A 22,243-nucleotide genomic window follows, 5' to 3' on the forward strand; every position below is an offset into this window, starting at 1 on the left:
TCTAATAATACATAAAATCTAGAGAAATATAAATTGATAAATGTAAATTTTCTAAAAAATATGCAATATTTCATTTTTTTCTCTCTTGACTCCACTTTCATATCCATTCTTTGCTACGAGCGGTGAAAAATTGGTATACTATAACCAAATTATGGAGGTGTTTTCGCGATGACTTATTATAAAGACGATAGCTATGCCTTACATACAGATTTATATCAAATTAATATGGCTTATACATATTGGAAAGATGGTATTCATAATCGCCGCTCGGTGTTTGATTTATACTTTCGAAAACTTCCATTTGAGAACGGTTACGCTGTGTTTGCTGGTCTTGAAAAAATTGTAGAGTACATAGAAAACTTCAGCTTTACCGAAAGCGATATCGCTTATTTAGCAGAGTTACAATTTGAAGAAGAATTCCTTCATTATTTACAAAATATGAAATTCACTGGGACGATTCGTAGTATGCAAGAAGGTGAAGTTGTATTTAATAACGAACCTTTATTACGTGTTGATGCACCGCTCGGCGAAGCACAAATTATTGAAACTGCCCTGTTAAACATTGTGAATTACCAAACATTAATCGCAACAAAAGCAGCTCGTATGAAGCACGCTGCAAATAATGATGAACTTTTAGAGTTTGGTACAAGACGTGCCCATGAGTTCGATGCAGCTCTTTGGGGCACACGCGCTGCCTTTATTGGTGGGTTTTCGTCTACGAGTAACGTTCGTGCTGGCAAGCGCTTTGGCATTCCTGTAGCTGGCACTCATGCTCACTCTTTCGTTCAAGCATATCGTGATGAATATGTCGCGTTTAAGAAATACGCTGAAACTCATAAAAAATGTGTCTTTCTCGTTGATACATATGACACATTAAAATCTGGTGTTCCAAATGCAATTCGTGTTGCAAAAGAATTTGGAAATCGTATCGATTTTTATGGCATTCGCCTCGATAGTGGTGATATGGCTTATTTATCTAAAAAGGCCAGAAAACTATTAGATGAAGCTGGGTTTACAAATACAAAAATTATTGCTTCTAGCGATTTAGATGAATACACAATTATGCACTTGAAATCTCAAGGCGCAAAAATTGATGTATGGGGCGTTGGAACAAAATTGATTACATCATTTGAGCAGCCAGCTTTAGGGGCTGTCTATAAACTAGTAGCGATTGAAGATACTGATGGGAAGTTAAATGATACGATTAAAATTTCATCTAACCCTGAGAAAATTACCACTCCAGGACTTAAACGAATTTATCGTATTATCAATCGCGTTAACGATCATGCAGAAGGCGATTATATTGCATTAGATTCTGAAGAACCAGGAAAAGAAGAACGATTAAAAATGTTCCATCCCGTTCACACTTATATAAGTAAATTCGTAACAAACTTTGAAGCTCGTGAACTGCATAAAGATATTTTTGTTAACGGTGAAAGAACATACGAGCTACCAAGCATATTAGATATCCAAAAATATAATGAACAAAGTCTCGCACTATTTTGGGAAGAATATATGAGAACTTTAAATCCCGAAGAGTACCCTGTCGATTTAAGTCAAGAATGTTGGGATCATAAAATGAATTACATTCAAACTGTTCGAGAACAAGTTGAAAAAAATATACAAAAATAAAGTGAAACTTTAATCAGTGGGGGTTTTCTTCATCCCCACTGATTATTAGTTGAACCAATCGGACTTTTATGGGCAGTTGATCCCCCACCTAACTTCTTTGCTTTCGCTGAATTTGGAGAGGGGGTCTTACTGCCCATTAAAGCGAGATAAAACAGAGAAGCTTCTCCTTCTCTGTTTTTTCAATACTATATGTATCTTTGTGAAAAATATATTAAAATAGTAAGGTAAATGTTTTTTATTTGTAAATTTTAATATTAAGTTATTTATTCACAAAATAATATTTGTTATTATTTTATTGAGTCAATTTCAACAAAATAACCTAAAAAAGAGGACGCAATTGCGTCCTCTTTTTTATAAATCTTTCACTCGTAGTACACGCATTGCATTTAACACTGCAAGTAGTGTCACACCAACATCTGAGAAGACAGCTTCCCACATTGTTGCAATACCAAAGGCACCAAGTAATAAAACTAATCCTTTTACCCCTAATGCAAAGATGATATTTTGCCATACAATGCGTCGTGTGCGTTTTGCAATGTTTAAGGCTGTTGCAATTTTTGAAGGCTCATCAGTCATAATAACGATATCAGCCGCTTCAATTGCTGCATCTGATCCTAAGCCACCCATCGCAATACCAACGTCTGCACGCGCTAATACTGGTGTATCGTTAATACCGTCACCAACGAAGGCAACTTTTTCTTTTCCGTTCTTCGCCGCATCAATTTTTTCAATCTCTTCTACTTTTTGTTGCGGTAATAGTTCTGCGTGAACTTCATCTAAACCTAACTGTTTACCAACAGCTTCACCAACTGATTTTGCATCACCAGTTAACATCACTGTCTTCTTAATACCTAGTTCTTTTAATTTTTGAATTGCTTGTTTTGAATCTTCTTTTACCTCATCAGAGATAACAATATAACCTGCATATTTCCCATCTACAGCAACGTGAACTAATGTACCTACTGTTTCTGGTTGCTTAAATGTAATGTTTTCTTTTCTCATTAATTTAGCATTACCTGCAAAAATTTCTTTTCCTTGTACTTTTACGACTGTACCGTGACCAGAAATTTCGTTATAGTCATCGATTACTTTTTCATCAATCGATTTTCCATATGCATTTCGAATAGATTGTGCAATTGGATGGTTAGAATACACTTCAGCAAATGCTGCATACTCTAACAGCTCTTCATTCGTAATACCTTCGCTTGATTCCATTTTTGTAACTTTGAAGACACCTTTTGTTAGTGTTCCTGTTTTATCAAAAACGATATATTTCACATCATTTAAAGCTTCTAAATAGTTACTTCCTTTTACTAATACACCACTTTTAGATGCACCACCGATACCACCAAAGAATCCGAGAGGAATGGATACAACTAGCGCACATGGACAAGAGATTACTAAGAATACTAAAGCTCTATAAATCCATTCTGAGAATGTAGCTCCTTCTAAAATAAGTGGTGGAACAAACGCCATAATCGCCGCTGTAATAACTACAACAGGAGTATAGTAACGCGCAAATTTCGTAATAAAGTTTTCTGTTGGCGCTTTTTTGCTACTTGCATTTTGAACTAAATCTAAAATTTTTGATACAGTAGATTCACCAAACTCTTTTGTAACTTCAATTGTTAATACACCATTTTGATTTACAAAACCACTTAATACATCATTTCCAACTTCAACTTCACGTGGTACAGATTCACCAGTCAATGCTGAAGTATCTACCATTGATGTTCCTTCAACTACTTTTCCATCTAACGGTACTTTCTCACCAGGCTTCACGATAATATAATCGCCGATTTGTACATCTTCTGGTGCTACTTGTTTCGTTTCATTTCCAACCTTTACATTCGCGTAATCAGGACGAATATCCATTAATGAAGTAATTGATTTTCGGGAGCGATTTACCGCAATACTTTGGAATAGTTCCCCTACTTGATAAAATAACATTACCGCAACAGCTTCTGAATATTGTTGAATTGCGAAAGCCCCTACAGTTGCAATTGCCATTAAGAAGTTCTCATCGAACACTTGGCCGCGAGTTATGTTTCTTACCGCTCTCCAAACGATATCTCCGCCTATTAATACATACGCAAGGACGAATAACGGAATTGTTATCATTTGTGGTAAGCCAGCTAATGCAGCGATTGCTGTCAAAATTCCGCCGACCACTAATCGTCCTATCATCTTTTTCACATTTGCTTCCCCATGGTCGTGACTATGTCCATGGTCATGGCCACCCTTTTCTTCACGAACAACTTTCACATCTGGCTCTAACTTTTGAACAACATTTGTTATATCTGCTACAGTCGCTTCTAATTCTCTTTTATTCGCAACTTCTACTCGTAATTTCTTTGATACGAAATCAACAGTTGCCGCTGAAACAGTCGGCATTCCCTTAACTTTATTTTCAATCTTCATTGCACAATTTGCGCAATCTAAACCTTCTAATATAAACACTTCTTTTGCTACTTTTGTGTTTTTTTCTTCTTGCACTTTAATGTGCGGTTCTAATTTTGTAACGAGTTGTTTTGCTTCTGTAACAACTTCGCTTGCTTTATTTTGTTCTGTTTCTAAAACCATTGTTTTTGTCGCAAAATTTACAGAGCAAGAATTTACTCCTTCTATATTTCCAACACCTTTTTCAATTTTCATTGCGCAGTTCGCACAATCTAGACCTTCTAACATCAATTTCTTTTTCACTAATGCTTCAGCCATCGTTCTCCCTCCTCGCGTTCTTTTTATTCTTCCTCGTTTACGTGTTCAAACGCTTGCTCGAAGATATGAATTACGTGCTGGTCAGCTAACGAATAATAAACGACCTTTCCTTCTTTACGATTCTTTACAAGTTTCGCTTGCTTTAACACACGAAGCTGATGTGAAATAGATGATTGTGTCATTCCTAATAAATACGCTAAATCACAAACACACATTTCAGCTTCAAATAATGCATGTAATATTCTCGTACGTGTACGATCACCTAATACTTTAAATAATTCCGCTACTTTACTTAAACTTTCATCAGTTGGAATTGTTTGTTTTACTTGATCAACAACTTCTTCATGAATTATCGTTTGAGAACATGTCTCTTGTGGTGTTTCTACTTTATTTACAGCCATTATAGCTCACCTCTTCATTTGAACATATGAACAATCATTCATATATCTTATACTCTTATTATATGAGCGTCTATTCATATGTGTCAATGAAATCTCATACATTTTTTCGAACATTTTGTTCACATTTTAATAAGACGTACACATATTTTCCGCATCCATTACATTCTCATACGAAAAAAGGATATACATTTTGCACAAAAGAAAAAAGCCTTGCGCGTTCCCTAGACGCACAAGGCTTACTATACTTATATCCCTTTTAATTAGCTTGTTCTAAATTATCCTGCGAACTTCCATCGTCTTTTAAATGACTATGTTTTTTCGAATAAACAAAGTATACAACTACTCCGATTGCTAACCAAACACCGAAGTATATCCATGTTTTTAATGGTAGGTTTACCATTAAGAATAGACAACATGCAACTGAAATAATCGGCAAGATTGGTACAAGTGGTACCATAAATCCACGTTGTAATTTCGGATGCGTTTTACGAAGAATGATAACAGTTACACCAACCATGGCGAATGTTAATAAAGCTCCAATATTCGCTAAATTTGACAATTCTTTTAAATCGATAAATCCAGCAATTAAAGCACTACCAATTCCTGTTAACCAAACTGAAAATGTTGGCGCTTCAGTCTTCTTGTTAATTTTCGCGAAAGATTTTGGTAATAAACCGTCACGACTCATAGCGAAGAATACGCGTGTCGTAGCATAGATGTACGCGAAAATTACAGCCATAATACCAATTACAGCTCCAATAGCAATTACACCAGCCACTTTATCTTGTCCTACAACTTCAAGTACATAAGCCATAGCTTCAGGTACATCTAATTCCTTGTAAGAAACCATACCTGTCATAACAAGACAAACTACAACATAAATGATTGTACAAATAACTAACGAAGCAATAATACCAATCGGTAGATCACGTTGCGGATTTTTTACTTCTTCAGCAGAAGTTGCTAATGCATCAAATCCTAAGAAAGCGAAGAATACTGCTGCTCCTCCGGCAAAGACTCCACTTAAGCCATATGGTGCAAATGGTATCCAGTTTTCTGGTTTCACGTAGAATACACCAACAGCAATGAATAAAACAACAATACCAATTTTAATTAATACCATTATGTTATTCACACGCTTACTTTCTTTCGTACCTCGTGATAATAACCAAGTTATTACTAACGTAACGATAACTGCCGGTAAGTTTACCATACCACCTTGCGCTGGAATCGTTAACAACGCTTTTGGAATTTCAAGTCCCAATCCACTCACTAAGTTATGGAAATAACCAGTCCATCCACCAGCTACTGCGGCAGTTGTTACAACATATACGGATAGTAATGTCCATCCCATTAAATGAGCTACAAACTCACCAATTGTTGCATATGAGTATGTGTACACACTACCTGAAACAGGAAGTGTAGAAGCGACCTCTGCGTAACATAATGCTGCAAATCCACAAACAATCGCTGCTATCATGAATGAAAAAATAACTGCTGGACCAGCATCTCTTGCTGCTACTAATCCTGTTAATACTAGAACTCCTGTACCGATTATCGCACCAATCCCTAGCATTGTTAGGTCGAATGCCCCTAGCGTTTTCGTTAAAGTTTTACTTTTACTTTCCCCTAACAATTGCGTAACGGATTTCTTTTTAAATAGGTTGGCCACGATGTATGCCCCCTTTTGCCAAGAAGAGCTAAGAGATCTTCACTCTTAGCTCTTATCATGTTGGTTTATATATTGTTCGATTTTGTTTTGTATAATGCTTCTATTAGCAAGATACTGTTTCTGCTTCTAATAATTCTTTAGCACCTTTGTACTCTACACCGTGAGCTTCTGCAACTGCTTCGAATGTTACATAGCCATCTAATGTGTTAATACCTTTTAGTAATGCAGAGTTGCCTAGGCAAGCTTCTTTGTAGCCTTTGTTAGCAATTTGTACTGCATATGGTACTGTTACGTTTGTTAATGCAAGAGTTGATGTACGTGGAACCGCACCTGGCATGTTTGCAACTGCATAATGAACAACGCCGTGTTTTTCGTAAGTTGGGTTATCATGAGTTGTAATACGGTCAGTTGTTTCGAAAATACCACCTTGGTCAATCGCGATATCTACAACTACAGAACCTGGTTCCATTGATTGAATCATTTCTTCTGTTACAAGTTTTGGCGCTTTTGCACCTGGGATTAATACTGCACCGATTACAAGATCAGACTCTTTTACAGCTTCTGCAATATTGTAAGGATTAGACATTAAAGTTTTTACTTGGTTTCCGAAAATGTCATCTAATTGACGAAGACGTTCTGCACTTAAGTCGATGATTGTTACATCCGCACCTAGTCCAACTGCAATTTTAGCAGCATTTGTACCAGCTTGTCCACCACCGATGATTGTTACTTTACCACGTTTAACCCCTGGAACACCTGCAAGTAAGATACCTTTACCGCCTTTGTTTTTCTCAAGGAATTGTGCACCAATTTGTGCAGCCATACGACCAGCTACTTCACTCATAGGTGCAAGTAATGGTAGAGAACGGTTTTCTAATTGTACTGTTTCGTATGCAATCGCAACAACTTTCTTCTCAATTAACGCTTTTGTTAATTCTGGTTCTGGAGCTAAGTGTAAGTATGTGAATAAGATTAAACCTTCGCTGAAGTGTTTGTATTCGCTTTCAACCGGTTCCTTAACTTTCATAACCATTTCCATGTTCCAAGCTTCTTCAGCTGTGTCAACAATTTTTGCTCCCGCTTCAACATACTGCGCATCTGTGAAACCAGATCCTAAACCTGCACCCTTTTGAATGAATACTTCGTGATTGTTACGAATTAAATGTACAACACCTGCTGGTGTCATTGCCACACGGTTTTCGTTGTTTTTAATTTCTGCTGGTACCCCAATACGCATAATGAAATGCCCCCTTATAATTAACAGAAAAAAGAAAGTCTTTTTTCTTTTTGTAATAATTAATAACTTATGTCCTTATTCTAGCATAACTTAAAAGTTATGAAAACGCTAACATACTATTTTTTTAAAGTTTATATATTTAGAATAGTGTAAATATATAAAACATTGATTCTATTAGCATCTTCGTTCCATTTCATTATCTATCACTCTATTTTTATTATACTCCTTCAAAATAAGTAGTAATCATTTATTATTTGACAATAATGTAACGATGTAAGAAACCCTAATGATGCCGTATACATATACAGTGATTACTTCGCACAATACTTTAGAGATATATTCTTTTTATAAAAAAACAGCTGCTGACATTTAGCCAGCAGCTGGGTAACTTATAAATAATTTGGAAAATAAATCATCTGTTGTTTCAGTAATTTTATCAAACAGATCGCTTTCTTCCTCTTCTTGCTCTTTTAACATCTTAATTGTTTCGCGTGCATCTTCCGGATAATCGGTAATGATACCATCTACGTTTAACTTATAATATCCCTTTAAACTTTCCATATCATTTACCGTCCATACGTAAATTGGTTTGTTTAACTTCCTTGCTTCTTTTACTAATTTCTTATTTAGCATGTATTCTTCCGCTACATAAAAATCAGCCTTCACATTCTTTAAGTGAGCTCTACTTGCATACAATATATATCCTACTTTTATATTTGGATTTGCACGCTTAAACTCTTTTATAAGCGGGTAGTGTAACGTTTGAATGACACATTGCTTCTCAAATTCATTATCTTTAATCGTTTTTAATACTTTGTTTACAAAATCTTTTTCGCCCCCATGAAGTTTGACTTCAATATTGAGTTTAATTTTGTCCTTTGAGAGCTTAATGATTTCATCAAGCGTACTTATTTGTCCTGAAAGTCCATCTTGACTAAGAGTAAGCTGCCTTAACTCATCCATCGTTAAATCTGACACATGCACATTAGCATTTGCAAGGCGTTTTAACTTCAAATCATGTATAACCGCTAATTCACCGTCTTTTGTTTGTAATACATCTATTTCAGCGTAATCTGCTTTTGCATCAATAGCACCTTGCACAGCTTCTTTCGTATTTTCTACCCCTTTTGAAATATATCCACGGTGTGCCATAATAATTGGTTCTTTATATGAATTTGAAATAAACGTTACAATGAAGGCGACGACCATTCCTGCAGTAATAATCCCTACAATGTATACGCCAATAAATTTCCAACGGTGTTTTTGGAAGAAACATTTATCTGCTTTCGTTTTTGAATAGTCTAATCCTTCTTCTAATAAAACATCTTCAATCGGAACCTTTTGTAAATACAATCGTGTGATCGCCATAATATAAAACGGTGTCACGATAAAACTAAATAAATACAATGTACTCGTTAAAAATACAGACATTGTTGATTCAGCTAATAATGCAAATGTTCCTTTCGGATTTGTAAATTCATAGACACCCCATAGACACAATAAATATATTCCTAAAAATATGACATACACAATTCCTATTGAAATAAAAAATCCTACTAAAAAGAATAGTACTTTAAAAAAGCTTTCTTTCACTAACTTTGCACTTTTACGCGCTGCTGTGCGAAACGGCTTTTGCTCTAAAACGACAATAGGTAAAACAAAGATCCAGCGAAGATTCAAATACGCAATTACAGCAAAGAACGTATAATAACCAACTTGTCCCATCGTTGTCTTAAACAGTTCTCCTGTAATAAAATTAGGAATTTGAATTTGCGGTATTAATGCTGTTTCATATCCCATATTTAAAAGAGGTAACAATACGACAGCATATAAAATAAATCCTGGTAAGCAATATGTGAAAAGAGTAGGTAAATACGTTACGGTTTTATATAAAATCGGACGTAATTTCACCTTTTGTCTTTTATGAGCGAAATATGAAATAATAATAAGCACCGCAAATTCCGTAAAGATAAGAAACAGTGCTAACAAGGACAAAATTACAATTGCTAAAATGCCGTATGGCGTTTTTAAAAACGCTAATAATTCATCATTCGTCGCATTTGCATAACCACCAAAATACAATAACTTATTAAAAATGATCCCAAATAGCGGGACAAATACAATCGCTGCTAATAATTTATAAGCAAGTTGAAAGGTTAATACATTCCAAAAAGCAAATTTAACTGTTTGAAAGGAATGTCTCATTACTCCTGGTATAGATAGTCTTTTACGGTGTTGCATATATTCCTCCACATTCTAAAACGGTATTTGAGATGGATTCCACATTTCCAGTTCTAATCCATCTTTTTAATAATAATATATTCCGCTTAACATGAACACTCTTATACATACAATGAAAAAAGTGATGGCTACTTCCCATCACTTCTTTCATCTGCTCTATTTTTTCTCTAGTCCTTGCCCAAATGCTTTCAAGAAACTAAAACCAAACGTAATAGCTCTGTTAATGTCTGGATCTTTTAATACTTTAAAGAAATCCATTACCTTCGTTTTTTTACCACTCTTTAATTCATCTGTTGCAAATTGTAATCCAGTAACTAAACTTGATGTAATTTGCTTTGTTACTTCTGGATCAACTGAGGATAATGCTTCCCCCGCACCCATCATATTGTTAAGTGCATTTTTAACTGGTTCACGATTTAATTGCTCCACAGCGATTTTTGAAACATCTTCCTTCGCAGCAAGTAAACTAATCGCCGCATCTAAAATACCAGCCTTCTGCAACTGTGCTAGAAGCTGCATCGTTTCTTCTACTGCTTCACGATTATTAGATAGCTCATTTAGAAGTTCATCTGCTACTTGCTGTTTCTGTTCTTCCTCTGTTACAACTTTCTTTTTAATTAACGTAATTTCTTTCGCCACTATCTCCGCCCCCTAGTCCACAAGTGATACGTATTGTTTTCTTTGCCACTTTTGCTCGATTTCAACACCATTTTGCGGATTACGCTTTTTATCTCGCGGGTTTGAAGATGGTAACGGACGATTTCCTTTTTCACGTAATACACGCATTTTCACCATCGTTTGTTTATATGCTGGTGTACACGTATAAAGGTCTGTTGCCGTCCCAGTTAAAATGTTGATTGCCTCTTCATTTACTGTTGCATGCATTGGTAAATATAACTCTTTCCCCGTTACACGATCAGTAATAAGCGCTTGTACTTTAATTTTTCCAAATGGTGATGCTAATTCCACAAGACCACCATCTTTCACATTGCGCTCTATAGCAAGTTCTGGTGAAATTTCAACGAATACTTCAGATACTTTAGATAAAATACCAGCCGACTTATTCGTCATATTCCCTTCATGGAAATGTTCTAACATGCGTCCATTATTTAAAAGTAAATCATACTCATCTGGTGCTACAACTGGCGGTACCCATTCATCTAATGATAAACGAGCAAGTTTATCTGGGAAGTTAAATCCGTCTACATATAATAGCGGTGTATCGCTACCATCATGACTACCCCAACATAAACTATTCCATCCTTCTAGACGGTCGTACGTTGCTTGAGAGTATAACGGTGCAAGTGATGCGATTTCGTCCATGATCTCACTTGGACTTTCGTAATTCCAATCCCCGCCCAGTGCACGAGCAACTTTTTGTAAAATCCACCAGTCTGGCTTGGAATCACCAAGCGGTTTCAACACTTCATATAATCTTTGAATACGGCGTTCTGTATTCGTAAACGTTCCTTCTTTTTCTAAGCTTGGTGCCGCTGGTAAAATAACATCAGCAAAACGAGCTGTTTTTGATAAGAACATATCTTGAACAACGAGGAAGTCTAAATTCGCTAAAATATGTTGCACATGGTTCGCATTTGAATCGACTAAAGCCATTTCTTCACCCATGACATACATACCACGTAGTTTTCCTTCTTCTGCCGCAAGTAACATTGCGATATTATTTAATCCTGGTGCTTTCGGAATAGTTGTACCATATGCTTTTTCAAACTTAGCACGAAGCGTATCATCTGATACTGCTTGATAACCTGGAAGCCAGTTTGGTAATGTTGCCATATCACAAGCACCTTGTACGTTATTATGTCCTCGTAATGGGTATGCACCTGCACCAGGACGACGATAGTTACCCGTAACAAGTAGTAAATTTGAAATTGCTGCTGATGTCGTACTCCCTCCTGTATTTTGAGTTACACCCATTCCCCAAAGTATACAAGTACCATCTGCTTCATATACCATACGAGCCATTTCTTTCAGATTTTCTTTCGAAATCCCTGTAATTTTCTCTGTATAGTCCAGCGTATATTTTTCTACCATTTTGCTATATTCATCAAAATTCTTTACGTTTTCAGCTATGAACTTTTTATCATGCCAATCTTGATCAATAATATATTTTGTAATACCAGCAAGCCATACGTAATCCGTTCCTTGGCTCGGATGAATAAATAAATCCGCACGCTCTGCCATTTCATGTTTACGAAGGTCTGCTACAATCAGTTTTTGCTCGTGTAATTTATGAGCACGTTTTACTCTCGTAGCAAGTACAGGATGTCCTTCTGTTGGATTCGCACCAACGATAATAACAAGACCTGCTTCAGCTATATCTTTCACTGTTCCAGCATCCCCACCCATACCGACAGTTTTAAATAAACCGTCTGTCGCTGGAGATTGACAGTAACGAGAACAATTGTCCACATTATTCGTGCCATATATTTGTCGAGCTAGTTTTTGCATAAGATAGTTTTCTTCATTCGTTACTTTCGAAGAAGAAATAAATCCAAATGCATCGCTGCCGTATTCAGATTTAATATGCTGCATATTAGATGCAACAACTTCAAGAGCCTCTTCCCAAGTGGCTTCAACAAACATATCTCCTTGACGAATTAATGGCTTTGTAATACGATCTTCACTATTTACAAAGTCCCATCCAAATTTACCTTTTACACATGTGGAAATGCCATTAACTGGTGCATCTGAAACAGGTTGCACTTTTAATATATGGCGATCTTTCGTCCATACTTCGAATGAACAACCGACACCACAAAATGTACAAACAGTTTTTGTTTTATTAACTTTCGTCTTACGCATTGCAGCCTCTACTTCTGAAACCGCTAAAATACTACTATATCCAGGCTCTACATCCTTTACAAAATCAATCATTGGATCTAACACATCTGGTTTTAATCCTGTCATGAATCCAGCTTCACCTAGCATTGTTTTTTCCATTAACGCATTACACGGACATACTGTTACACACTGCCCACAACTCACACAAGATGAGTCATTTATACTTACACCATTGTCCCATATAACACGCGGACGATCTAAGCTCCAGTCTATCGATATAGTTTCATTAACCTGTAAGTTTTGACATACTTCTACACACTGTCCACAAGCAATACATTGATTTGGATCATATCGATAAAACGGATGTGACATATCCACTTCACAAGCACTTACTTTCGGCTCATACGGATATTTCTGCTCTTCAATTCCCATCATATGTACTGTATTATGGACTTTACAGTTACCGTTATTGTTATCACATACGGTACAATACAATAAGTGGTTTTCTAATATTCGGTCCATCGCCTCAGTCTGCGCCTCTTTTGCACGCTGTGACTGTCTTTCGATATGCATACCGTTCTCGAGCTTCGTTGAACAAGCACGCATTAACTTCCCATCTACTTCTACAATACACGTATCACAAGTTTGAATTGGATCTACTTCTGGTACATGACAAATTTGAGGATGTTCCAAATTACTCTCATTAAATAATTGTAGTATTGTCTTTTCACCTGATGCTGAAAATTCTTCACCATCTACGGTTACACGGACTGTCTGTTCTGCCATAGTTTCCCCTCTCCTTACAACCAACTGTACAATACAATTATGAATCCGTTTTCAAAATCGCATTACTGTACATATTTTTGAAACGCTCTGCCCAAATACTTTTCTTATGAAGTCGATTCTAGATGTTATAAGGTATAACTACGAAAGCTTGAAAATATCACTATTCTACAGTTCTATTATATCGTACATATACAATAATAACCAAAATAATCTGAGATCTTCTTGCTAATAGGTGTTTTTTATTTTCCCATTGTTTTATGATAAATATGGGAGAGAAATACAAATAAAAGGGGAATTTAATATGGGGCCAACGCAAGAAACTTCTACAATTGTACGCTATCAATCTGGTACATTTTCAAAACAACTTGATGAGATTGTTACAGAAACTCCTATTACTATTAAATTAAATGGTGAAGAATATGTAACAGTCGTATGCACACCAAATTATATTGAGGATATGGTAATTGGTTTTTTAATTTCTGAAGGAATTATTTCTTCCTATAAAGATGTCGAAGAACTATGGGTTCAAAAAGATAACGGAATTGTCCATGTAACATCATCAAAAGTAAATCCACTCTATCAAACTTTATATAATAAACGATACATCACTTCTTGCTGTGGAAAAGGTAGACAAGGTTTTATTTTCGTAAACGACGCAGCAAAAGCAAAAGATTTACATGATATACATGTAAAAATTACTCCTGAAGAATGCTTTTACTTAATGAATACTTTACAACAATCTTCCACTACCTTTCGCCAAACCGGCGGTGTTCACAATACCGCCCTATGTGATCGAAACAATATCCTCCTATCAAGAATGGATATTGGAAGACATAATGCATTAGATAAAATATACGGTCATTGTTTGCGCAACGATATATCTGTTAAAGGAAAAATCATCGCATTTAGCGGGCGTATTTCATCCGAAATTTTACTCAAAGTCTCAAAAATCGGATGTGAAATTGTTCTATCTAAATCCGCTCCAACAAAACTAGCATTGCAACTCGCTCACGATTTAGGCATTACAGTCGTAGGGTTTATTAGAAATGAATCCTGCAATATTTACACACATCCACATCGAATTGATGGTTATCAATCGGATAACTAAAATAACTCCTCGATCGAGGAGTTATTTTAGTTATAAAAATGTAATATATTAAACGCTTGAATAGTTAATAAAGTTAATATATAATTTCATTACATATTAAAAAACCAAACATTGTAGCATATATCTTTTCATTCTTTTACAAATTAAAAGAGACTGCTAACAAAACGCATACACAATCTTATAAAAGTAATGGATTTATTTGAAATCCACCAGGGAGGTTACAACGATGGAAATTCGCTTATTAACAACAGAGGACGCAGAAATATATTTAAAAGTTTGTATGGAAGGTTTAACGAAGAACCCGGAAGCTTTTAGCTCTTCTTATGAAGATGTTCTTAAACATGAAGATCCTGTAGCTGCTATGGCAAAACGATTAAGCAATCCGGATAAGTATACTCTAGGTGCCTTCAAAGATAACGAGTTAATTGGTATCGCTACTTTAGAAACAAAACCTTTTATTAAACAAGAACATAAAGCAAAAATCGGTTCCGTTTTTGTTTCCCCAAAAGCGCGTGGCCTTGGAGCAGGACGAGCTCTAATTAAATCAATTATTGAAAATGCCGATACATTACATGTAGAACAACTTATGCTTGATGTTGTAGTTGGTAACGCTGGTGCCAAAAAATTATATGAATCATTAGGTTTCCAAACTTACGGCGTACAAGAACGTTCATTAAAACATAACGGTCAATACTGGGACGAGGAACATATGGTTCTGTTCTTAAATGATTAATACTTCAATATAAAGTGAAACTTTACTCAGTGGGGGATTTTCCCAAAAGCATCTTTTTATTAAAAAAGGTGCTTTTTTCATTACAACAATGTAATCTTCATGTCACCTTTATCGATCGTACCAAACCTTTCCATTCATTATACTAAAAATATAAAGTAAAACTTTACTCAGTGAGGAAATCCATCCTTAACTGATCATGAAATGAACGTATAGCATTCAATTGATATGTAGAGGAGAATGTGACATGAAACAAAACAAACGAGCTATGCTTTTAATATTTACTACAGCAATTGTAACTTCTGGGTTAGCAATTTTACCTTGGTTTATTATATAGAACGATTCCCCTAATAATGAAAAAAGCTTATTGCTCCTTAAGAAGCAATAAGCTTTTTTTATATTATAAAATCCCCAAAATTTTATTTACACAACTTATAATAATAACCATAGATACGGCAATGCACATGACAACCGTATTACGATCTTGCTTTTCTTTTTTTGAAATTTCTTCTTTTGGATTCATGTGTATGGTCTCCTTTTAAAAAAAGTGTGAGATAGGAAATTTTTCTTATCCGATGCGAGGTGAATACGAAAACCCTCTCTATCTCACATACACAATAGAATGGAATTGTCATTTTATAAATAAAATGACATGACGTTATGTCGCAACATAGGGTATTTTGTGTCGCTACGTTTTCTATTATAAAAAATAGTTGTGCAAAACTAGTGCATTTTTTATGTCAATTACTCTGAGCGAAAAAATAACTCTTCCACTCAATCACATAAAAAGAGTTTTTTATTCTTTTCATGTAAACTATACAAGTAGAATGAACAGTTTGGGGTGCACAAGATTATGGTAAAAATTTTATTAGTAGACGATGAAGAACGCATGTTACGATTATTAGATCTGTTCTTAAGTCCTCGTGGCTATTTTTGTATGAAAGCTACCTCTGGCCTTGAAGCACTAAAGTTAATAGAACAAAAAGACTTCGATATTATTTTGTTAGATGTTATGATGCCGAATATGGATGGATGGGATGCTTGCTATCAAATTCGTCAAATTTCCAACGTTCCAATTATTATGCTAACAGCCCGCAATCAAAGTTACGATATGGTGAAAGGTCTCACTATGGGCGCAGATGACTATATTACAAAACCATTTGATGAGCATGTATTAGTCGCAAGAATCGAAGCTATATTACGTCGTACAAAGAAAGATGGATTTGTCAGCTTCAATGGTATTGAGTGGGATAAAACAAAACATACTGTCACAGTTCATGATGAAAAAATCTCCCTGACACCTATCGAGTTTTCGTTACTTGGACTATTTTTACAAAATACAAACCGTGCTTATAGCCGAGATGATTTAATCGAAAAAATTTGGGGTTATGAAACAGACATTGAATATAGAACAATCGATTCACATATTCGTAATATCCGCGATAAATTACGCAAAAAAGGATTTCCTGTTGAAGATTACTTAGAAACTGTCTATAAAGTCGGATATAAATGGAAAAGTGAATAATTACTTCGGTCAGTGGACAATAGTATACCACTGACCCTTTATATGAAATAAGGTATGGTGAGAAAATGAGTAAACTTTCACTTAAAGTTGGGACATACTTTTTAATATTAGCTTTATGTATTGAAACAATTGCTTTTGTATCTTTTTACAAAAGCATTTCAACAATGCGCATTGAGGAAGAAACACTTGCTCTTTTAGAGAAAGGAAATCGCTATAGTAAAATTATTAAAAAACGCGCGAAGTGGGATGTATATTCTAAAGAAAAGAAACTCATGGAAAGCGCTGAACACAGTAAACGGCCTAAACGTGCTATGTACCCCGAGTTTGATATCAACACTGCGGCTGAACACTTAGTTGAATCAGAATTAATTGCTAACTCTGATATAGCTATCATTATAACGGACAATAACGGCAAAATTATTTCTACCTCAGAACCTGTAACAAAAGAAATGCAAAAACAACTTACTTGTAAAACAGAGACTATCCCAGAAGGTGGATTAATTAACGAAAAAAACTGGAAAAAATCAAAATTCATCTCAACAGTAAGCCCGCTGGAACTTCAAGGATTTCAAGGTAAGTTGTATATGTTATTAAAGACATCTTTCTTAGAAAATATGTTACTTAAACTCATGAATCAATTTCTTATCATTAGTGTTTTGACAATTATTTTAACGACTATTTCTGTCTTTGTTTTTTCTCGTGTTATTACAGAACCGCTTATAAAAATGAAGAGGGCAACAGAAAAAATGTCAAAATTAAATACACCAATTCAATTAGGTATTAAACGGAATGATGAACTTGGAAGTTTAGCAAAAACGATTGAAGATTTATCTAGTGAACTGACTTATATGAAAAAAGAACGCAATGAATTTCTCGCTAGTGTTGCCCATGAGCTATTAACTCCATTGACCTATATGAAAGGTTATGCGAAGGTAGCAAAGAGAGACTCTTTAACGAAAGAAGAGCGTGAAGAATACTTACAAATCATTGAGGATGAAACAGATAGTGTAACTGATCTCGTCCAAGATTTATTTATGCTAGTGCAATTAGAACAACATCAGTTTGTTATAAAAAAACAAAAAGTTATTCTTCAACCATTTTTAGAACGAATGGTTGAAAAAACAAAAACAACATTAACTAACAAACAAATGCAACTCCATGTATATTGCAAAGATGATTTAGAAGTTTGCATAGACGAAAGACGTATGGAACAAGTTATGTTAAATTTATTACACAATGCTTATCAACATTCGCCAGAAAACACATCTATTACGATACGTGTACTCGCGAAAACAGATTCTTTTACAATAAGTGTAGATGATGAAGGAGAAGGTATTCCCGAAGAAGATATCCCCCATATTTTTGATCGTTTTTATCGTGTTGATAAATCCAGAACGAGAGCTACTGGCGGAAAAGGTATCGGGTTAGCTGTTGCAAAAGAAATTGTAGAATTGCATAACGGTTCCATTCTAGTAACAAGCCAATTAGGAGCAGGAACAAACTTTATAATTGAGCTACCTTTTGAATAAGATGCGTGTGAAAACACCAGTAGTAGTAAACACTACTGGTGTTATTTTGTCATAAAATCAGCTCATATAAGCTAAGCTTTTGAAATTATTCTTATTTCAATATAAAATAAAGGTACATTTGTCAAAGATTTGGAGGGTGATACAATTGGATATCCATGTATTAACAAAAGACGAAGCTGAAATTTACTTAGAACTTCGTGTAGAAGGATTAAAGCAAAATCCTGAAGCTTTCAGCTCTTCTTATGAAGATATTATTAATAAAGAGTGTGCGATTGAATATAAAGCACAAAAATTAGCACAAGATGAAAACTATACGCTAGGTGCATTTAAAGATGGACAATTAATCGGGGTTGCAACACTGGAAACGAAACCATATGTAAAACAAGAACATAAAGCTAAAATCGGTTCTGTATATGTGTCTCCAAAAGCACGCGGACTTGGAGCAGGAAAAGCACTTATTAAAGAATGTCTTGAACTTGCTAAATCTTTAGAAGTAGAACAAGTTATGCTTGATGTTGTTGTTGGCAACGATGGAGCAAAAAAACTTTATGAATCATTAGGATTTAAAACATTCGGTGTACAAGAACGTTCATTAAAATATAACGGACAATATTGGGACGAAGAGCATATGGTCTTATTCTTAGATGAAAATAAATAACAAAAAACATCCTCTCTTATATGAGGATGTTTTTTACTTTCTTCTAAACCACGCTGTATTTAATAGTTGAATCGCTTTCGCAATTTCTTCTTCTGATAAAATCGCAAACCCAAGTAAAACTACATTTTCAGGTGCAGTACCATCTTTATAGTACGTAGAAACAGGATATATTTTAATACTATATTTTGCAGCTTCTTTAATTAGTTCTTCTTCTCGCATTCCATTATGCACTTTTAATAAAATGTGTAATCCCGAATCTTCCCCTATCACTTCAACACGATTAGAGAAATACTTCTCTATTTCAAAAACAAGTCGATCCCTCTTTTTCCGGTAGACGACACGCATTTTATGAATATGTTTTTCCCAATAGCCTTCATTTAAAAACCTTCTTATCACTTCTTGGTCCATCCTTGAAACACTTTGTGTATAAAATAAATATTGCTGTTGATACTTTTTAATTAATTTCTTCGGCAACACCATATAACTCATCCGTAGCGATGGCAATAATGCTTTAGATAGCGTCCCCATATAAATAACTTTCCCCTCTGTATCTAACCCTTGCAGCGCCGGTATAGGCTTTCCAGAATAGCGAAATTCACTATCATAATCATCTTCAATAATATACCTGCTCTCTTCTTTCTTTGCCCATTGTAAAAGCTGCATCCTTCTCGTAATAGGCATAATCATTCCATACGGAAACTGATGGGAAGGTGTAACAAATACAACATTCGCATTGCTATTTTCTAAATCTGCAATACAAATTCCATCTCTATCTAAAGATAACATTTGAACTCTTGCTTCTCCCTGTTCAAAAACAACCATCTTCCTATGATACCCTGGGTTTTCAACTGCATAATTGCTTCCCTTTAACAATTGAAACAATAGTTTCACTAATATTTGTGTTCCCGCTCCTAATACAATTTGACTAGCTGAACAACGCACACCTCTAGATTCATACAAATAATTCGTAATCTCTTCTCTTAAGCTCGCTTCCCCTTGAGGGTGTCCTAGAAAGAGAAGTTCGTTATTATGCGGCTGCCATACTTCATTTACAATTTTCCGATACATATTGAATGGAAAAGCATTTGTATCAATTCCTGTTTGTGTAAAGTCAAATTTATAACTCTTCTCCTGAAACGGTACTTCTTCTATTCTCTCTCCGCTATCCTCTACATGAACCATTTGCTCAATCTTGCATACAAAATAACCTTTTCTCGATATCGACTCAATATAACCTTCTGCAAGTAATTGTTCGTACGCTGCCTCTACTGTATTTTTACTTACTTGTAAATGTATCGCTAACTTTCGCTTAGCCGGTAATTTCGTAAAAGGGACAATCGTTCCATCTTTAATCTCTTTTTTTATATACTCATACAATTGCACATACAATGCTATTTTACTTTTCGTATTTAAATTAGGCGTTAATTCTAACATAATATCTGACCCCTTAATAAAACTAAAATCTGATACTTTTTACAGTGCCAGAAGTTATATATAATTCCTTTTATCATGTCACACATAAAAAATCAAATACTCGAGAGGAGATGCATGATCATGAACAAAAGTAGACGGATTGGACTCATTATGATTATTACAGGAGCTACCTTATGGGGATTATCTGGCCCGATGATTCAGTGGCTATTTCAACATACTAACGTATCATCAATTGATTTTTTAACAATTCGCTTGTTGCTTGCTGGAATATTTATTTTATTTTTCTTACTTATAAAGAAACAAAATATTTTTCAAATTTGGAAACACCCTAGATATGCTATACAACTTATTATTTTCTCTATTCTGGGCATGCTCGGTGCGCAATACGCCTTTATCGAAACGGTTCATATTAGTAACGCAGTCACAGCGACATTATTTCAATTTCTTGGTCCTGTTCTTATTACCATTTATGTCGCATTTGAACAACGAAAATTCCCTGCTTCTATGCAACTACTCTCAATTATAACTGCGCTAACAGGAACATACTTTATTATTACAAACGGTTCAATTGAAAATATCGTTTTATCGAAAGAAGCCATTATTTTTGGCCTATTAACAGCAATTGGATTTGCATTTTATACCCTTCATCCAGCTTCTCTTATTAAAGAATGCGGTACAACTGTAGTAATTGGCTGGGGGATGTTAATCGGTGGCATCGCCCTGCTTATTTGTAATCACTCGTTTGGATGGAATCAGCTTTCACAAACTTTTACACAAAAAACTTTTTCTATGCTTATTCTTATCATCATAAGTGGCACTCTTTCTTTCCTCCTTTATATCGGTAGTCTGAAATATTTAGCAGCTACAGAAACAAGCATTTTATCTAGCATTGAACCGCTAGTAGCTGCCATCGTTTCAATCGCTTGGCTAAATGAATCCTTTGGATCCTATCAATTATTAGGCGGCGTATGTATCGTTCTTTCGGTTATTTTCTTAACGATGCCGCAAAAAGAGAGAGAACCAACCTTTTCAACTGAGCAAATATAAAAAATGTCAAAAGAGGTCGTACAAAACTTACGACCTCTTTTAACGTTTTAAAGGAATTGTCCCGCCTTCTAGCAAATACAATTACACTAACAATAAAAATTAGGAGTGTGGCACCATGAAAAAAATCGGAACTATGCTACTTTTCTCCTTTCTCATTACTGGCTGTGCGCAAGTGCAACCCGATTCAAATGTACCTAAAAAAGAAATACTAGAAACGTCATCCTCTCAAATTAACGCACCTTCCTTTTTTCATCTTAGTGTTTTAAAAGATGTAAATTGGGAAGAAGCCCCATCCTTCGTAGAAGGAAAAATACCGTTAAAAGGTATCGAAGAAAAAATCGCAATGGCTGATAGCCCTATTATCGCAAATGAACAAAATGAAATAATGTGGTACTTTCTAGATCCTGAAATGCCAACAGGAAAATTATCTATTATTGCGCTAAAACAAGGATCTGTAACTCCAACACAAGTACTCTTTCAACAAGAAACTTCCAAACAAACTTGGACTGCTTCAAATACAATCGATTCTACTACAAGCGAACTCCCTCTCACTATGTCACTACCTTCATCTGGATTATGGGTATTAAATATATATGTGAATGAAAAATATTATGATCAGTTTGTAATTACTGCTGAGTAAGTTAATAAAACTAATATACTTCCTTGCACCCACTGAATTTTGAGCGGGAGTCTTACTGCCAGCAAATAGCGAGATGAATAGTG

The 22,243-nt window shown here is 35.1% G+C and carries 17 protein-coding genes; 8 read left to right on the forward strand and 9 right to left on the reverse strand.

All coding sequences use genetic code 11. The features are described 5' to 3' along the window. The first annotated feature begins 168 nt into the window (after positions 1 to 168). Positions 169 to 1,632, forward strand: coding sequence for a nicotinate phosphoribosyltransferase (locus tag ACXY7N_RS13745; protein WP_488592442.1), 1,464 nt, complete (start codon positions 169 to 171; stop codon positions 1,630 to 1,632). A 351-nt stretch (positions 1,633 to 1,983) separates the two neighbouring features. Here the strand turns inward: ACXY7N_RS13745 and ACXY7N_RS13750 are convergent, their stop codons facing one another. From ACXY7N_RS13750 to fdhF, 7 genes are all read right to left on the reverse strand, one after another. Then, the gene (locus tag ACXY7N_RS13750) at positions 1,984 to 4,350 is read right to left on the reverse strand and encodes a heavy metal translocating P-type ATPase (protein ID WP_016089361.1); all 2,367 of its coding nucleotides are present in this window, start codon (positions 4,348 to 4,350) and stop codon (positions 1,984 to 1,986) included. A gap of 23 nt (positions 4,351 to 4,373) precedes the next feature. After that, positions 4,374 to 4,751 carry an ArsR/SmtB family transcription factor gene (locus ACXY7N_RS13755; protein WP_000290207.1) on the reverse strand — a complete coding sequence of 126 codons (378 nt, stop codon included), beginning with the start codon at positions 4,749 to 4,751 and terminating at the stop codon, positions 4,374 to 4,376. Between the two features lie 256 nt (positions 4,752 to 5,007). After that, positions 5,008 to 6,423, reverse strand: a complete 1,416-nt coding sequence (locus tag ACXY7N_RS13760; protein WP_001284886.1) for an amino acid permease — start codon at positions 6,421 to 6,423, stop codon at positions 5,008 to 5,010. Positions 6,424 to 6,526: 103 nt separating this feature from the next. Then, positions 6,527 to 7,660, reverse strand: a complete 1,134-nt coding sequence (gene ald / locus ACXY7N_RS13765) for an alanine dehydrogenase (RefSeq protein WP_001219749.1) — start codon at positions 7,658 to 7,660, stop codon at positions 6,527 to 6,529. Positions 7,661 to 8,029: 369 nt separating this feature from the next. After that, positions 8,030 to 9,901 (reverse strand): glycerophosphodiester phosphodiesterase, encoded by a 1,872-nt coding sequence (locus ACXY7N_RS13770; protein ID WP_016133583.1) that lies wholly within the window; start codon positions 9,899 to 9,901, stop codon positions 8,030 to 8,032. 156 nt (positions 9,902 to 10,057) lie between these two features. Then, positions 10,058 to 10,540, reverse strand: a complete 483-nt coding sequence (locus ACXY7N_RS13775; protein ID WP_001040528.1) for a helical membrane plugin domain-containing protein — start codon at positions 10,538 to 10,540, stop codon at positions 10,058 to 10,060. A gap of 12 nt (positions 10,541 to 10,552) precedes the next feature. Beyond that, entirely contained in the window at positions 10,553 to 13,489 is a 2,937-nt protein-coding gene (gene fdhF / locus ACXY7N_RS13780) for a formate dehydrogenase subunit alpha (RefSeq protein ID WP_088083209.1), read from the reverse strand. 301 nt (positions 13,490 to 13,790) lie between these two features. Here fdhF and fdhD point away from each other — a divergent pair, with 301 nt between their 5' ends. Beyond that, positions 13,791 to 14,597 carry a formate dehydrogenase accessory sulfurtransferase FdhD gene (fdhD, locus tag ACXY7N_RS13785; protein WP_016133580.1) on the forward strand — a complete coding sequence of 269 codons (807 nt, stop codon included), beginning with the start codon at positions 13,791 to 13,793 and terminating at the stop codon, positions 14,595 to 14,597. Between the two features lie 226 nt (positions 14,598 to 14,823). Further along, complete coding sequence (locus tag ACXY7N_RS13790) at positions 14,824 to 15,330, forward strand: GNAT family N-acetyltransferase (RefSeq protein ID WP_016089365.1); 507 nt, start codon at positions 14,824 to 14,826, stop codon at positions 15,328 to 15,330. A 397-nt stretch (positions 15,331 to 15,727) separates the two neighbouring features. On the opposite strand, the gene ACXY7N_RS13795 is transcribed toward ACXY7N_RS13790, so the two are convergent. Continuing rightward, a complete protein-coding gene (locus ACXY7N_RS13795; protein ID WP_001068388.1) occupies positions 15,728 to 15,850 on the reverse strand; it encodes a hypothetical protein in 123 nt (40 codons plus the stop codon). A 330-nt stretch (positions 15,851 to 16,180) separates the two neighbouring features. On the opposite strand from ACXY7N_RS13795, the gene ACXY7N_RS13800 reads away from it, so the two are divergent. From ACXY7N_RS13800 to ACXY7N_RS13810, 3 genes are all read left to right on the forward strand, one after another. Then, a complete protein-coding gene (locus tag ACXY7N_RS13800) occupies positions 16,181 to 16,852 on the forward strand; it encodes a response regulator transcription factor (RefSeq protein WP_016133579.1) in 672 nt (223 codons plus the stop codon). Between the two features lie 65 nt (positions 16,853 to 16,917). Beyond that, complete coding sequence (locus ACXY7N_RS13805; protein WP_016089367.1) at positions 16,918 to 18,381, forward strand: sensor histidine kinase; 1,464 nt, start codon at positions 16,918 to 16,920, stop codon at positions 18,379 to 18,381. Positions 18,382 to 18,526: 145 nt separating this feature from the next. Beyond that, a complete protein-coding gene (locus ACXY7N_RS13810; RefSeq protein ID WP_000351216.1) occupies positions 18,527 to 19,039 on the forward strand; it encodes a GNAT family N-acetyltransferase in 513 nt (170 codons plus the stop codon). Between the two features lie 33 nt (positions 19,040 to 19,072). Here the strand turns inward: ACXY7N_RS13810 and pdxR are convergent, their stop codons facing one another. Next, positions 19,073 to 20,473 (reverse strand): MocR-like pyridoxine biosynthesis transcription factor PdxR, encoded by a 1,401-nt coding sequence (pdxR, locus tag ACXY7N_RS13815; RefSeq protein WP_016089368.1) that lies wholly within the window; start codon positions 20,471 to 20,473, stop codon positions 19,073 to 19,075. Between the two features lie 120 nt (positions 20,474 to 20,593). On the opposite strand from pdxR, the gene ACXY7N_RS13820 reads away from it, so the two are divergent. Together ACXY7N_RS13820 and ACXY7N_RS13825 are read left to right on the forward strand one after the other, a co-directional pair. Continuing rightward, on the forward strand, positions 20,594 to 21,520 hold the full coding sequence (locus ACXY7N_RS13820; protein ID WP_098485856.1) for a DMT family transporter: 927 nt from the start codon (positions 20,594 to 20,596) through the stop codon (positions 21,518 to 21,520). Positions 21,521 to 21,635: 115 nt separating this feature from the next. Continuing rightward, positions 21,636 to 22,160, forward strand: coding sequence for a DUF4871 domain-containing protein (locus ACXY7N_RS13825; protein WP_098485857.1), 525 nt, complete (start codon positions 21,636 to 21,638; stop codon positions 22,158 to 22,160). The last annotated feature ends 83 nt before the right edge of the window (positions 22,161 to 22,243 follow it).

The organism is Bacillus sp. 5w2 (genome assembly GCF_054353775.1).

Coding starts and splice junctions, on each gene's coding strand:
- ACXY7N_RS13745 (WP_488592442.1), top strand. CDS start 169: ATGACTTATTATAAAGACGATAGCTATGCCTTACATACAGATTTATAT.
- ACXY7N_RS13750 (WP_016089361.1), bottom strand. CDS start 4,350: ATGGCTGAAGCATTAGTGAAAAAGAAATTGATGTTAGAAGGTCTAGAT.
- ACXY7N_RS13755 (WP_000290207.1), bottom strand. CDS start 4,751: ATGGCTGTAAATAAAGTAGAAACACCACAAGAGACATGTTCTCAAACG.
- ald (WP_001219749.1), bottom strand. CDS start 7,660: ATGCGTATTGGGGTACCAGCAGAAATTAAAAACAACGAAAACCGTGTG.
- ACXY7N_RS13770 (WP_016133583.1), bottom strand. CDS start 9,901: ATGCAACACCGTAAAAGACTATCTATACCAGGAGTAATGAGACATTCC.
- fdhF (WP_088083209.1), bottom strand. CDS start 13,489: ATGGCAGAACAGACAGTCCGTGTAACCGTAGATGGTGAAGAATTTTCA.
- fdhD (WP_016133580.1), top strand. CDS start 13,791: ATGGGGCCAACGCAAGAAACTTCTACAATTGTACGCTATCAATCTGGT.
- ACXY7N_RS13790 (WP_016089365.1), top strand. CDS start 14,824: ATGGAAATTCGCTTATTAACAACAGAGGACGCAGAAATATATTTAAAA.
- ACXY7N_RS13795 (WP_001068388.1), bottom strand. CDS start 15,850: ATGAATCCAAAAGAAGAAATTTCAAAAAAAGAAAAGCAAGATCGTAAT.
- ACXY7N_RS13800 (WP_016133579.1), top strand. CDS start 16,181: ATGGTAAAAATTTTATTAGTAGACGATGAAGAACGCATGTTACGATTA.
- ACXY7N_RS13805 (WP_016089367.1), top strand. CDS start 16,918: ATGAGTAAACTTTCACTTAAAGTTGGGACATACTTTTTAATATTAGCT.
- pdxR (WP_016089368.1), bottom strand. CDS start 20,473: ATGTTAGAATTAACGCCTAATTTAAATACGAAAAGTAAAATAGCATTG.
- ACXY7N_RS13820 (WP_098485856.1), top strand. CDS start 20,594: ATGAACAAAAGTAGACGGATTGGACTCATTATGATTATTACAGGAGCT.
- ACXY7N_RS13825 (WP_098485857.1), top strand. CDS start 21,636: ATGAAAAAAATCGGAACTATGCTACTTTTCTCCTTTCTCATTACTGGC.